Source organism: Binatus sp. (SeqCode), from assembly GCF_036522015.1.
Classification (GTDB): domain Bacteria; phylum Desulfobacterota; class Binatia; order Binatales; family Binataceae; genus Binatus.
The window spans coordinates 1-13,403 of the sequence record NZ_DATDGQ010000041.1 but is presented as its reverse complement, the minus strand read 5'-3'; the positions used below and the strand labels follow the sequence as shown (position 1 = coordinate 13,403).

Here is a 13,403-nt window from a genome sequence, read left to right as displayed (position 1 = left end):
GAGCGCTTGCCATCGCGCGAACAATTCGCCATACGAGATCGCAACGATGCGACCAACTTTGAAAATTGCCCGCGTTCGAAAAAGCGCGCTGCCGCTTCCCGCCTATCAGAGCGAGCATGCTGCGGGGATCGACCTGATGGCCGACATCGGTGCGCCGATCGAGATGGCGCCGCGCGAGCGCCGCGCCGTTCCTACCGGAATCGCCGTCGAGATTCCGGCCGGCTACGAGGGGCAAGTGCGCCCGCGCAGCGGCCGCGCGCTGAAAGAGGGCCTCGCGCTCATCAATTCGCCCGGAACTATCGATGCCGACTACCGCGGAGAAGTTAAAGTATTACTTGTGAATTTGGGCGACCTGCCGATCGTGATTAAACCCGGCGATCGTATCGCCCAACTCATCATCGCGCCCGTCATTCGCGCCGACATCGTCGAGGTCGATGAACTCGCGCCCAGCGCCCGCGGCCCCGGCGGCTTCGGACACACCGGCCGCTAAGCCGATCGACGCACCTCTCGATTGCGCGACCATCCTCGCGTAATTTAGTTCTATCAGCACACAGTGAAAGACAGACCAACCGAGACCGACGCGGCATTGACCGCGGTGACGCCTATAGACGGCCGCTACCGCGCGCGCACCCGGAGCTTGGAGGCGTACTTCAGCGAGTTCGCGCTGATTCGCTACCGCGTCCGCGTCGAGATCGAATGGTACCTGTCGCTCGCCGGGCATCCCGCGATCAGCGCGCTCCGGCCGATTCCTGCCGCGACTGCGAAGAAGCTGCGCGCCGCTTACGAGGACTTCACACTCGACGATGCGCGCCGCGTGAAGGAACTCGAGGCGACCACCAATCACGACGTCAAGGCGGTCGAGTATTTCGTCAAAGAGCGAGTCACCGCGATCGATGCTGCGCTGCCAATCGAGATGGTGCATTTCGCATGCACCTCAGAGGACATCAACAATCTCGCCTACGCGCTCATTCTGAAGGAGTTCGTGGCGAACGATCTGACGCCGCGGCTCGAGGCGGCGAACGCGCCGCTCGTCAAGCTGGCGCATCGCTACAAATCGCATCCGATGATGGCGCGGACGCATGGCCAGGAAGCGTCGCCGACCACGGTCGGCAAGGAGATGGCGATATTCGCGACGCGTCTCGCGCGCCAGGTCTCGCAGCTTCGCCATCAGGAATTTCTCGGCAAGCTCAACGGCGCGGTCGGCAACTTCAACGCGCATCACTTCGCGCATCCCGAGGTCGATTGGATCGCGCACTCGCAAAATTTCGTCGGGCACCTCGGCCTCACCTGGAATCCGCTCACCACGCAGATCGAAAGCCACGATTTTATCGCCGAGCTGTTCGGCATCCTGATGCGCATCGACACCATCCTGCTCGGCTTCTGCCGCGACATGTGGAGCTACATCGCGATCGGCTACTTCGCGCAAAAGGCCGTCGCGGGCGAGACCGGCTCGTCGGTGATGCCGCACAAGGTGAATCCGATCGACTTCGAAAACTGTGAGGGCAATCTTGGAATCGCCAACGCGCTCTTCGATCACCTCGCGGCGAAGCTGCCGATCTCTCGATGGCAGCGCGATCTGACCGACAGCACCGCGATACGCGCGATGGGCACGGCGTTCGGGCATCTGGTCGTCGCGCTCGCGTCGTTGGAGCGCGGCCTCGCGCGCGTCGAGCTCAACGAGGCGCGGATTGCCGAGGACCTCGAGGCTGAGCAGGCGTGGGAGGTCGTTGCCGAGGCGATCCAAACTTTGATGCGCCGCCACGGGATGCCGAAACCCTACGAGACGCTCAAGGAATTGACGCGTGGCCGGCGAATCGATCGGCGCGTCATCGAGGAATTCATCGCGACGCTGCCGCTGGACGACGCCGCGCGAGACGCGCTGCGCGAGTTGAATCCGCGGAGTTACGTGGGACTGGCGGCGAAGCTGGTTGAACAATTCGCGCCGCCGGCGAAGACCGAGATCGGACTGGCTAAGAAGGTGCGCGCGGCCAAGCGGTGAAGCCGGCTATCCACAACGCTCGCGCCCGGCTTTGTGGACAACTGGCGCTGGCTTCGTTGTGATGAGGCGACCGGTCGGTAAGATGATTAGATTAAGATATTCCGAACCAACCCAAGGGAGAACGCAACGTGGAAACGACTCCGCAGAAACTCGAAATGTTTTACGAGGGCAAGGCGAAGAAACTTTACTCCACGTCCGACCCGGACCTCGTCATCGCCTACTTCAAGGACGACGCGACCGCCTTCAACGGCAAGAAGAAGGACACCATCGAGGACAAGGGCGTGATGAACAACCGCATGTCGGAGTTGTTCTTCACACTGCTCGAGAAGCAGGGCGTGAAGACGCACTTCGTCCGGCGCCTGAACGATCGCGAGATGCTCTGCAAGCGCCTCAATATCATCCCGGTCGAGACTGTCGTGCGTAATATCGTCGCGGGCTCGATGGCGAAACGGCTCGGACGCGAGGAAGGCGAGCCGCTGCCGCATCCCATCGTCGAGTACTACTACAAGTCCGACGCGCTCGACGATCCGCTGATCATCGGCGAGCATGCGAGCGTGTTTGGATGGGCGACCGCCGAGGAACTCAAGCAAGTCGACGTGATGGCGCTGAACGTGAATTCGATACTGAAAAGATTTCTCGACGAGCGCGGTGTGATATTGGTGGATTTCAAGCTCGAGTTCGGAAGGCATCACGGCGAAATTCTCCTCGGCGACGAGATTTGCCCTGACACTTGCCGTTTCTGGGACAAAGCGACGCGCCAAAAGCTTGACAAGGATCGCTTCCGCCGCGACTTGGGCGGTGTCGAGGAGGCTTATCACGAGATGCTGCGGCGGGTTGAAAACTAATGGTTGATGGTGGCGCGCGTGAGGGAGTGAGTTGCAAGTAAGGGTGTTCGTCACCCCGCGGACGGGAATCCTCGACCCGCAAGGGCGCGCGGTTGAAAGCTCGCTGCAAAGTCTCGGCTTCAAAAACGTCTCGCGCGTCAAAGTCGGCAAGTACATCACCCTGGAAATCGACGCGCGCACCGCTTCCGAAGCGCGCGACGAAGCGAAGAAGATGTGCGAGGCGCTGCTCGCCAATCCGGTGATCGAGGATTACCGCTTCGAGGTGGATGGCGAATGAAGTGGGGCGTCGTGCGATTCCCCGGCTCACTGGACGACGGTGATGCGCTGCATGCGCTCGCGGACGTGATGGGCCAGGACGCGCGAATACTCTGGCACAAGGACGAATCGCTCGGCGGCGTCGAGTGCATCGTGCTGCCGGGCGGGTTCAGCTACGGCGACTACCTGCGCACCGGCGCGATCGCGCGCTTCTCGCCGATCATGAAGAGCGTGGCGAAGTTCGCGGCCGACGGCGGTCTCGTAATCGGCACCTGCAACGGCTTTCAGATTCTATGCGAGGCGCATCTCCTGCCGGGCGCGTTGACCCGCAACCGCTCGCTCTCCTTTGTATGCGAGCGCGTGTGGCTGCGCGTCGAGAACGCGAGCACGCCATTCACGCGTGCGACGAAGCTGGGCGACGTGCTGCGGCTGCCGATCAAGCACGGCGAAGGATTGTACATCGCGCCCGAAGATGAGCTGCGCCAGATGGAAGAGCGCGGGCAGGTGACTCTGCGCTACGTCGATGCTGACGGGCGCGAGAGCGACGCAGCAAATCCCAACGGCTCGATGCGCGCGATCGCGGGCGTCGCCAACGAGCGCTTCAACGTTTTTGGTTTGATGCCGCATCCGGAGCATGCGGTCGAGCCGATGCTCGGCGGTACCGACGGGCTCAAGATTTTTCAGTCGATTGCGGGGAGCGCGCGATGAGCGCGCATCCTGTGTCGCTGGCGGGCGAGCCGGGGGTCGATGTCGAACAGGCCCGCGCGTTCGGGCTTGCGCCGGACGAGTATCGCAAAATTCAGGAGATCATCGGACGCACGCCGACTTACACCGAGCTTGGCGTGTTCTCCGTGATGTGGTCGGAGCATTGCTCGTACAAATCGTCGCGGCGTCATCTGAGGACGCTTCCGTCGAAGAGCGAGCTCGTCGTGCAGGGACCCGGCGAGAACGCGGGCGCGATCGACGTGGGCGACGGCTGGGCGGCGGTGTTCAAAATCGAAAGCCATAACCATCCCTCGTTCGTCGAGCCGTACCAGGGCGCTGCGACCGGCGTCGGCGGAATCCTGCGCGACATTTTCACGATGGGCGCGCGGCCCGTCGCGAGTATGAACTCGCTCAAGTTCGGCAGCTTCGCGCATCCGCGCACGCGTTTTTTGCTGGGCGGCGTGGTCGGCGGAATCGGTGGCTACGGCAACTGCGTCGGGGTGCCGACAGTCGCGGGCGAAGTGATGTTCGACGAGGCGTATAACGCGAACATTCTCGTCAACGCGTTCTGCCTGGGGCTGGTGCGCAAGGGCGAGATGATGAGTGCGAAGGCGCGCGGCGTGGGCAACCCGGTCCTCTACGTTGGCTCCGCGACCGGGCGCGACGGAATTCACGGCGCGTCGATGGCGTCGGCGGAGTTCGACAAGGAGAGCGAGGCCAAGCGGCCGGCGGTGCAAGTCGGCGATCCGTTCACCGAGAAGTTGTTGATCGAAGCGTGCCTGGAAGCGGGCAAGACTGGCGCAATCGTCGCGATCCAGGACATGGGCGCGGCGGGACTCACGTCGTCATCGAGCGAGATGCCGTCGCATGGCGGACTCGGGATCGAACTCGATCTCGACCAGGTGCCGCTGCGTGAAGCGAATCTGACGCCGTACGAAATCCTGCTCTCCGAATCGCAGGAGCGGATGCTGATCGTTGCGGAGCGCGGGCGCGAGGCGGAATTGCAGGCGGTGTTCGAGAAGTGGGACCTGCACGCGGTAGTGATCGGGCGCATCACCGATGACCAGCGATGGCGTGCGCGATGGCATGGGCAGGTGGTCGCCGATATTCCGATCGGCGCGCTTGCCGATAACGCGCCGCTGTACGATCGTCCCGCGGCTCCGCCGAAGATTCAACCATCCGCCAAAACTTCGGCCATTAAGCATCCTGAGACTTCCAAAGCGCTGCGGGCGTTGCTCGACAGTCCCAATGTCGCGTCGAAGAAGTGGGTATATCGGCAATACGACTCGATCGTGCAGAGCAACACGGTGCTGGGACCGGGCAGCGACGCTGCGGTGATCCGAATCAAGAATTCGCGGCGCGCGATGGCGCTCAAAGTCGATTCGAATCCCCGCGCGTGCGCGCTCGATCCTTATCTGGGGGCAGTCGGGACAGTCTGCGAGGCGGCGCGCAATGTCGCGTGCGCGGGGGCGTGGCCGGTCGGAATCACGAATTGCCTGAACTACGGAAATCCCGAGCGGCCCGAAGTGATGTGGCAGTTTATCCGGGGCGTCGAAGGGCTGCGTGACGCGTCGATCGCGTTCGGCGCGCCGGTGGTCAGCGGCAACGTCAGTTTTTACAACGAGACCGAAGGCCACGCGATTCCGCCGACGCCGACGATTGCGGTGCTGGGCGTGATGATCGACGTCGCGAGGCACGTCACCCAGTTTTTCAAGAATCCCGGTGACGCGATCGCGATAGTGCGCACGGCCGCGCCGTCGCTGGCGGCGAGCGAGTATTCGGCGCTGTTCGGAATCGACGGCGGGAGCCTGCGCGCGATCGACCTGGCGCGCGAAGCGGCTCTGGTAGAGGGGCTGGTTGAAGGGTCTGAACAAGGGCTGATAAGATCAGCTCACGATATCGCCGAGGGCGGGCTTGCGGTGGCTCTGGCCGAAGCCTGTTTCAATCCGCGGGCGATTCTGGGAGCCGAAGTCGAACTTGGGCGAGCTGGAAACGCTGACGCGGTTGATTTTTTTGGCGAAGGTGCATCGACCGTGATTTTGTCGATGGCCCCAACTGACTTGGCGCGAGTCGAGAAACTGTTTGCGGGTCGAGGACTGGAGTTTGCGGTCGTCGGCAAAGTAATCGACGATCCGCGGCTCAAAATTGGATCACTCGAAGAGGACGTTTCCGAGTTGCAACGGATTTACGAAGACGCGATTCCAGGGAGGCTCAGAGGCGATGACTGAAGAAGATTCGGTCCTTGCAGTCGAAGCAGTCGAAGAATCGCCACTCGACGTCTTCCACGAAGAGTGTGGCGTGTTCGGCGTGTACCGGCATCCCGAGGCCGCCAACCTCGCGTATCTCGGCTTGTACGCGCAGCAGCATCGCGGACAGGAGTCGGCGGGTATCGTCTCCTCCAACGGCAAGTCGCTCATTTCGCATCGCGGGATGGGACTGGTCGCTGACGTTTTCAACAACTCAATCATCGAGAAGCTCGAAGGGACGAGCGCGATTGGACACAACCGCTACTCGACGACCGGCTCGACGACTATTGGCAACTGCCAACCGCTGGTGGTCGAGTACGCGCGCGGCGGGCTCGCGCTCGCGCATAACGGCAACCTGGTAAATTTCACCGAGTTGCGCGAGCGGCTGGAGTCCACCGGATCGATCTTTCAGTCGTCGTCGGACAGCGAAGTGATGATTCATCTGATCGCGGCGTCGCACGCGCCCACGCTGCCGGAACGGGTGGCAGAGGCGCTCGCACAGGTGCGCGGCGCCTACTCGCTGGTAGTGCTGACGGAAGACTCAATGATCGCGGTGCGCGATCCGCAGGGCTTCCGCCCGCTGGTACTGGGCAATCTCAACGGCGCGACGATCGTGGCGTCGGAGACCTGCGCGCTCGACCTGGTCCGCGCCGAATATATTCGCGAGATCAATCCGGGAGAGATGATCGTCGTCGATGACGGCGGCATGCGTTCGCTCAATCCGTTCGCGCATGCGCCGACCAAGCGATGCATCTTCGAGTACGTGTATTTCTCGCGGCCCGATAGCCAGGTTTACAGCCGCAACGTGTATCAAGTCCGCAAGCAGCATGGTCGAGCGCTCGCGCGCGAAGCGCCGGTAGAGGCGGACATCGTTGTGCCGGTGCCGGATTCGGGCACGCCTGCCGCGCTGGGCTATGCGGAAGAGTCGGGAATCCCGTTCGAGATGGGGCTGGTGCGGAGCCACTACGTCGGCCGCACGTTTATCGAGCCGCGCTCGTCGATTCGCCACTTCGGGGTGAAGATCAAATTCAACCCGGTGGCGGAATTGCTGCGCGGCAAGCGAATCGTGCTGATTGAGGACTCGATCGTGCGCGGCACCACGCTCAGGAAAGTGATCCCGATGCTGCGCGAGGTAGGCGCGCGCGAAGTTCACGTGCGCATCTCGTCGCCGCCGACCACCAACTCGTGCTTTTACGGCATCGACACACCGACGCGCGAGGAGCTGCTCGCGTCGTCGCATTCGATCGAGGAGATCAAACGCTACATCACCGCCGACTCGCTCGCCTATCTAAGTTGGGACGGATTGTATTCGTTCAACGGCGACAGTCGCGAAGGATTTTGCGACGCCTGCTTTACCGGGAACTATCCGGTCGAGATTCCGCGCGATACCACACCTGCGCAGTTGCATTTGTTTCTTGCAAATGAAGATGGACTAAAGGCTGACCGAAGGTAGGAACTTAATCTTAGTGAAACCCATCCTTGGGTTTCACCTTCCTTGGGCAGGGTTAAACCCTGCACCGTAGTAACAAGAGATCTAGCGGCTCCGAAGCTGCTCGTCGATCGCCGCCTGGAAAGCTGACGCCGGCTGAGCGCCGCTCATAGAACGATTGCCAACGATGAAGTAGGGTGTTCCGTGCGCGCCGACCCTCTCGCCCTGCGTGCGATCCGCGATTACTGAGCTCTCGTACTTGCGCCCATCGAGGCACCGATCGAACGTCAGTGAATCCAGCCCAAGCTGCTCGGCAGTGCTCTTCAATCCGGGCGTTGAGAGGGCCGAGCGATTTTCAATGAGCGCGTCGTGATAGGTCCAGAACTGGCCCTGCTCATCGGCGCATCGCGCAGCCATCGCGGCCTCAATCGCGTGTTGGTGAAAAGCCAGCGGGAAATCCATGTACACCAGTCGCACCTGGTCGCCATATTTCTTCATTACCTGGCGGAGTGAAGCCTCCACCGCGCGGCAATACGGGCACTGGAAGTCGGAGTACTCCACGATCGTCACGGCCGCGTTGTCGCCGCCTCGTTGCGGATGGTCCGCGACCGGCTTGGCGTCTTGCGAAGTCGAGCGAGTCGGCGGTTCTGAATCCGAATTACCGCCGGACGAAGGAAGTCGAACCCAATCGTCCTGCGCCAGCATAACGTTGGCACTGTGTGGTCCTGCCAAAGCCGCGAGCGAGGTAAGCATCATGGCGCCGATGATGCCGGCCACAGTCAGACTAATTCTGTTACGCAATGAGTCATCCCCCCTCCGTAACGTGTAGCCAGTAATTTATGTTCGAAGGTAAAGACTCGCAAGCGGGCGTGCGGGAGAGAGACAAATGTTCGATGCTACGGACGCTCGCCTTTGTGGATGCGCACCTCGATCGCGTCGATAGCGCTCTCGCAATCGGCGACGGCGTCGATCACTTTATGCGCGCCGGCTGCCAACAGCGCATTGCGCGCATTCTCGAGGCGACCCGCTTGCACGGCGGGCGCGAGCGCGGCGAAATCTTCGGCGGACAATCCAATCATGTTGCCGGTGCGCGCGACGCCGATCGCCCACACTCCCGCGCGCAATCCTTCCTCGATATCGACCGGAGTGTCGCCGATTTTCACGATCGCCTCGAGCGGCTCGACTCGCAGGCGGATGGCGTTGGCGAAGATCATCCACGGAAACGGGCGTCCGGCGCCGACGTCGTCCGGAGTGATTGCGCAGTGGGGCGCGTAGCCCTGCGCGGCGGCCGGCTGCAGTATCATCTCGAGCATCGCGCGGGTGTATCCGGTCGTGCTGCCAATTTTGATTCCGCGTTTGCGGATGCGCCCGACTGCTGCCGCGACTCCGTCGATCACAGTGGAGTATTTCACCAGGCATTCGAGTTGGAGCGGCACGAAGTTCGCGAACAGACTCTCGACATCCGCCTCGGTCGGATCGTGTTTGACGACGTCGCGCCATCGCGCCGAGACGCCTGAGCCGAGCAGAATCTTTCTGATGTGGTCGATTTTCAGAACGCCCATGTCGCGCCGCGCCTCCTCCTCCGAGATGAGAACGCCGCGCTTGGCAAACACTTGCTGCAGAACCCGCACTGGCGCGAGACTGCCGTGATCGACCGTGGTCCCCGCCCAATCGAGAATGACTGCCCTCACCGGCCCCGAATACGACTGCTTCATTATATGTTCATCTCGCGGATCATCTGTTCGGCCAGGCCGAAGGACAGTGTCATGCCCGAGCCGCCGACCGCCGTGACGATGCGAACGCCGGGGGCCGCGTCGATCGCGATCCATGCTTTGTCGGGATGTTTTGCGTACACGCCGTACCATCGCTGCGCGATCGACAGATCGGGTGCAACAAGAAACTCGCGCACATTGTTCATAACAAGTTCGTCGATTTCGGTTTTGTTGAAAATATCGACGGCCAGTCCGTACTCATGCGAATCGCCGAGCGTCAACGCGCCGTCCGCGGTCTGCGAGACCAGCGTGTGAATGGCGAAGCGGTCGTAGTCGGCCAACTCGCGCGCGACCCGCTCCTTGTATTTCGGCAGCGTCGCCGTGCAGATTTCGAATGCGGGATAAAAACGCAGGGTGAGGCCGGCGGCGAGCGCCGGGCCAAGTTCCCAGCCATTGGTCTGCGGCGCAGTGCGCATCATCTGCAGTTTGCATCGATCGATCCCGCTGGTCGCAAATAATTCTGGAAAGAGCGTTTCGAAATCGTCGCCGCCGCAGACAATCGCGTTCGTTGCCTGCCACGTTTCCGAACCGGCTTCGATGTTTGGCAAATCAATCGATTTCACTGCGGTACCGAATCGAAACTGCACGCCGAATTTCTCAGCCAGGAACGCCGGCAGCTTCGCAAGTATCTGTCGAGGATCGACGGTCAGCTCCGTAGGACTCCAGATCCCGCCGAGAAGTCCTTTGGAATTTACCGACGTGCTCTTCGTCCGTACTCCCGCAGGCGAAAGCCACGTGCAGGTGTAGCCGAGCGCGGGCGCGCGTTCGACGAACTCGCGCGCGACGTCTGCCTCATCCTGATGGTAAACGACGTGAAGCGATCCGGTCGGGCGATACTGCAATCGCGATGCGTCGAGCATCTCATTCCAGATTTGATGGCTGCGCATCGCCATCTGGTGAACTACGCCGGCCTTTTGCCCGATCGGCCAGATCATCCCGAAGTTGCGCACCGACGCTCCCTGCGCCCGGGGAGTGCGCTCGAACACGACCACCGAACGTCCGCGCTTTGCCGCGAAGTACGCGTGCGCGAGACCGAGGATCCCGGCGCCGACGATCGCCACGTCCACTTTTCGATTCGAACTCATCGCAGCCCACAGCAATAGCACTTGAGGCCGCCGTGGTCAGTGCCTTCAAGGAGGACGGGGCGTCGCTGGCCGTCTCTCAGCGCGCGGGACTCTCGACACGTTCGGGGTTTTTTGAAGGTCGCGCTGCCTGCCAGCATGCTTGCGTGCCGCGACAGATACGAAGCGCATCTACCGCCGCATGCAGCGACGCTTTGGCGCCCGGCGACAGCGTCGAGAAGGTATTACGCAGCTCGTACGGATCGCTGGCGTACTCGTGATACTCGCGAGTCCCGTCATCGTATTCGACATAGACTGAATCGCGCGAGCGGATCGCCTCGTAACTTGGCGGATTGCCGCTGCGTCTGGCGGGCACATCCGGGTCATCTTCATTCATCCGCTCAACCGGCGGCCCGTGATGCTCGATCAGCGCCAAGGTGCGCCACTCCGGAACCTGCGCCCCGCGCAATAGGGGCACAAGGCTGCGGCCGTCGACTGTTGCCGGAACGCCAGCGCCGGCAAGCTCGGCAAAGGTCGCGCAGAGATCGATGTTTTCAACGACCTCATTGATAATGTGCGCTGGCGCAACTCCGGGCCCGGTGACGACCAGCGGGACGTGAATGTCCGTATCGAACGCGGTCAATTTGCCCGGCATCAAGCGGTGCTCGCCCATGTGAATGCCGTTGTCAGAGCTGAAGACCAGATAAGTGTTTTTCTCCTCGCCGGCCGCTGCAACCGCCGCCCGCAGGTTGCCGATCATCTGATCGATCGCGAGCACCGATCGGGCGCGCATCCGGAATTTTCGATCGATCAAATCAATGCGGGCCTTGGTCAGCGGCGGATACGTGATCAGCCACTTGGCCGCGTTGGCGTCCGGCGCCGCGTTGAAGGCCGGCGTGCGCGGAGCAAGCAGACCGGGGAACGCGCGCGCGTCGCGCGGAGCGGGAATATACGGAAAGTGGGGCGCGAAAGTGGCGATCTCGATGAAGAAGGGCGCGCCCTGCGACTTCTGGATGAATTTGACTGCCGCGCGCGAAAGCACATCGGTCAGATAGTCGCGAGGTTTCATGCCGTGATAGACGACCGTGCCATTTTCATTAAGCGCGTAGTTGAACTCAGGATAGCCGAGCCCGCCGACGTCCCATTCGTTCCACCCCATCGCAGGGCCGTTCCTCGTCGGCTCATAGCCGTTCAAATATTTTCCGAGCATCGCAGTCTTGTAGCCGATGCGCTGAAGTGCCACCGCGAAAGTGTTCGGCTCATTACCGTGGGCGTTGAAGCCGCCGTAGCCGCCGTCAGGTTCGAAGTTACGAAACACTCCAGTGTTATGAGGAAACTCGCCGGTGAAGATCGACGAGCGCGACGGGCAGCAAAGCGAATCCGTGACGAAGTAATTCGCGAAAGTGGCGCCGTTGCGCTCCATCTTGAGCACGTGGGGCATGAATTGCAGCAGGTTCAGCGAGAGATCGTCGGTGAGCACGAAGATGATATTCGGGCTCTTCAGCGGCGTCGGCTCCGCGGCCGGAACTATCCGCGGCCCTCCCGGTGGATCGCCCGCGGAAGCAGGCTTCTTTTCAATGAGAATTCGCGGCTTGCACGAAAGGACAAGAACAATCGGCACCAGCGCCAGCGCAATGATGAGGCTTGGCGGTTGTCGCAATACAGTTTTGTTTAGCTGCACAGCCAGTGGTAGCAGGTCCCTTCACGAGAACAGCCGCGGGCATCTGATTCGCGCAGGACGAACGTCCGCGCGAACAGGAATCTTCGGCTACGAATATAAGGACGTTCGATCTCGGCGAAGGTTACAGATTAGTAATAATCGGCAGGCAAGCTCGCGCGCGTAAACACGAAATTCGAGTCTAAGCTCAGAATCATCAAATTCTCAATTTTTCCCGATTCACGCACGCGCCACTGCCCTCATTCAAATAGGGGCGGTGGCGCGCTTGAAATCGCGACCGGCGCGTTGAACCTCGGTTCGAAATGACGGTATTAGTTGAGGTATGCAGGCATTCAGCATCAGACTCCGCGGACCTGTGACCACGGGAATCCTGGCAGTATGCGCGGTGCTGATTGCGACCCTTGCGACATCGCAAATCGCTCACAGCACCGACCTGACGAAGCCGTCCTTTCTGGTTGCCACCCGCGATCTGCAGGACCCGTTCTTTCAGCACTCCGTTATCCTGATGGTGCCGTCCACCGAGCCGCCGCTGCTGGCCGGCCTCATCATAAACAGTCCTGCCAAACAGCGGGTGCGGGATCTGTTCCCGCAGGTTCGCGACTTGAAAGGTCCGGATGAAACGATCTACACGGGCGGGCCGGTCGAGCTCGACGACGTTCCACTGCTCCATCAGCATCGCGAATTATCGGTGATCTTCCGCGCGTCGTCGGCACAAAGCTCCGCCACACGGGTCGTCGATGACGTTTACGTCGCGACCGGCCACGACGCCATTGCCGCGATCCTCGAGGACCCGCGGATCACCGACTTCCGGGTTATTTCAGGAAAGGCTCAGTGGCTGCGCGACCAGCTCTACGGCGAAGTCATGGCGGGCGCGTGGTACGTGGTCCCGGCGAAACCCGAGCTGGTTTTCAGCGACGCAAAGGACCTGTGGTCCATCCTGGTGAAAGGCGGTGACCTCGATGAGGCTCGAGCGGGGACGGCGACGCAACTGAATTTGCCTTATAGGCTCTTGGATGGTACAAACTGGCAGCGTCGAATCTCACCCGATTGATTGGGAACGCGGTTGATCCTCGCCGCGGCAGGAACTCTTCAAAGGGATGGCATGCAATGGCACGGACCAGGGAACGTAGTTTCGGTCAAGTACTTCGCGATCGCCGGCGGCAACTCGACCTGACCCAGGAAGAGGTCGCGCGGCGCATCAAGACTTCTACTCCGTACATCGGGCACCTCGAATCTGCCAAGCGCCACCCGTCGGACAAGATCGTCACGCGCTTGGCCGAAGTGCTCGGGCTGGATCGGCGGGAGCTGTTTTTCCTCGCGAACCCGCGCGCTCACGCACTCCTCAATCCCGAGCCGGAGGCCGACGCGAAGTCGGCGTGGGAAGATTTTCGCAAGGACGAACAGATGAGACGC

Annotated in this window: 13 protein-coding genes; 9 read left to right on the top strand and 4 right to left on the bottom strand. The window is 61.5% G+C overall.

Annotated features, from left to right (window positions below; genetic code table 11):
* Nucleotides 1-46: 46 nt before the first annotated feature.
* The 7 genes from dut (at nucleotide 47) to purF (ending at nucleotide 7,503) form a co-directional block, all read left to right on the top strand.
* Nucleotides 47-490 (top strand): dUTP diphosphatase, encoded by a 444-nt coding sequence (gene dut, locus VIW95_RS01725; RefSeq protein WP_349259275.1) that lies wholly within the window; start codon nucleotides 47-49, stop codon nucleotides 488-490.
* Between the two features lie 63 nt (nucleotides 491-553).
* Nucleotides 554-1,999, top strand: a complete 1,446-nt coding sequence (gene purB, locus VIW95_RS01720; RefSeq protein WP_331583386.1) for an adenylosuccinate lyase — start codon at nucleotides 554-556, stop codon at nucleotides 1,997-1,999.
* Between the two features lie 155 nt (nucleotides 2,000-2,154).
* Nucleotides 2,155-2,844, top strand: a complete 690-nt coding sequence (gene purC / locus VIW95_RS01715; RefSeq protein WP_349259274.1) for a phosphoribosylaminoimidazolesuccinocarboxamide synthase — start codon at nucleotides 2,155-2,157, stop codon at nucleotides 2,842-2,844.
* Nucleotides 2,845-2,875: 31 nt separating this feature from the next.
* The gene (purS, locus tag VIW95_RS01710) at nucleotides 2,876-3,121 is read left to right on the top strand and encodes a phosphoribosylformylglycinamidine synthase subunit PurS (protein ID WP_331583382.1); all 246 of its coding nucleotides are present in this window, start codon (nucleotides 2,876-2,878) and stop codon (nucleotides 3,119-3,121) included.
* Nucleotides 3,118-3,807, top strand: a complete 690-nt coding sequence (gene purQ, locus VIW95_RS01705; protein WP_331583380.1) for a phosphoribosylformylglycinamidine synthase subunit PurQ — start codon at nucleotides 3,118-3,120, stop codon at nucleotides 3,805-3,807. Before purS ends, purQ begins: the two co-directional genes overlap by 4 nt.
* Nucleotides 3,804-6,032: a phosphoribosylformylglycinamidine synthase subunit PurL gene (gene purL, locus VIW95_RS01700; RefSeq protein ID WP_331583378.1), complete on the top strand. Its 2,229-nt coding sequence runs from the start codon at nucleotides 3,804-3,806 to the stop codon at nucleotides 6,030-6,032. Before purQ ends, purL begins: the two co-directional genes overlap by 4 nt.
* Complete coding sequence (gene purF, locus VIW95_RS01695) at nucleotides 6,025-7,503, top strand: amidophosphoribosyltransferase (protein ID WP_331583376.1); 1,479 nt, start codon at nucleotides 6,025-6,027, stop codon at nucleotides 7,501-7,503. The genes purL and purF overlap by 8 nt, the downstream gene beginning before the upstream one ends.
* 81 nt (nucleotides 7,504-7,584) lie before the next feature.
* Here the strand turns inward: purF and VIW95_RS01690 are convergent, their stop codons facing one another.
* The 4 genes from VIW95_RS01690 to VIW95_RS01675 form a co-directional block, all read right to left on the bottom strand.
* Complete coding sequence (locus VIW95_RS01690) at nucleotides 7,585-8,280, bottom strand: DsbA family protein (RefSeq protein ID WP_331583374.1); 696 nt, start codon at nucleotides 8,278-8,280, stop codon at nucleotides 7,585-7,587.
* A 95-nt stretch (nucleotides 8,281-8,375) separates the two neighbouring features.
* Entirely contained in the window at nucleotides 8,376-9,194 is an 819-nt protein-coding gene (gene phnX / locus VIW95_RS01685; RefSeq protein WP_331583372.1) for a phosphonoacetaldehyde hydrolase, read from the bottom strand.
* Nucleotides 9,194-10,336, bottom strand: a complete 1,143-nt coding sequence (locus tag VIW95_RS01680) for a TIGR03364 family FAD-dependent oxidoreductase (protein ID WP_331583370.1) — start codon at nucleotides 10,334-10,336, stop codon at nucleotides 9,194-9,196. Before VIW95_RS01680 ends, phnX begins: the two co-directional genes overlap by 1 nt.
* Nucleotides 10,337-10,412: 76 nt before the next feature.
* Complete coding sequence (locus tag VIW95_RS01675; protein ID WP_331583368.1) at nucleotides 10,413-11,972, bottom strand: sulfatase; 1,560 nt, start codon at nucleotides 11,970-11,972, stop codon at nucleotides 10,413-10,415.
* Between the two features lie 373 nt (nucleotides 11,973-12,345).
* On the opposite strand from VIW95_RS01675, the gene VIW95_RS01670 reads away from it, so the two are divergent.
* A complete protein-coding gene (locus tag VIW95_RS01670; protein WP_331583366.1) occupies nucleotides 12,346-13,041 on the top strand; it encodes a YqgE/AlgH family protein in 696 nt (231 codons plus the stop codon).
* Between the two features lie 56 nt (nucleotides 13,042-13,097).
* The coding region (locus VIW95_RS01665) for a helix-turn-helix transcriptional regulator (RefSeq protein WP_331583364.1) at nucleotides 13,098-13,403 on the top strand (306 nt) is incomplete at its 3' end.

Bases quoted from the DNA above. Each gene is read 5' to 3' on its own strand.
- VIW95_RS01680 (WP_331583370.1), bottom strand. From the start codon at position 10,336: ATGAGTTCGAATCGAAAAGTGGACGTGGCGATCGTCGGCGCCGGGATC.
- dut (WP_349259275.1), top strand. From the start codon at position 47: ATGCGACCAACTTTGAAAATTGCCCGCGTTCGAAAAAGCGCGCTGCCG.
- purF (WP_331583376.1), top strand. From the start codon at position 6,025: ATGACTGAAGAAGATTCGGTCCTTGCAGTCGAAGCAGTCGAAGAATCG.
- purC (WP_349259274.1), top strand. From the start codon at position 2,155: ATGTTTTACGAGGGCAAGGCGAAGAAACTTTACTCCACGTCCGACCCG.
- purQ (WP_331583380.1), top strand. From the start codon at position 3,118: ATGAAGTGGGGCGTCGTGCGATTCCCCGGCTCACTGGACGACGGTGAT.
- purL (WP_331583378.1), top strand. From the start codon at position 3,804: ATGAGCGCGCATCCTGTGTCGCTGGCGGGCGAGCCGGGGGTCGATGTC.
- phnX (WP_331583372.1), bottom strand. From the start codon at position 9,194: ATGAAGCAGTCGTATTCGGGGCCGGTGAGGGCAGTCATTCTCGATTGG.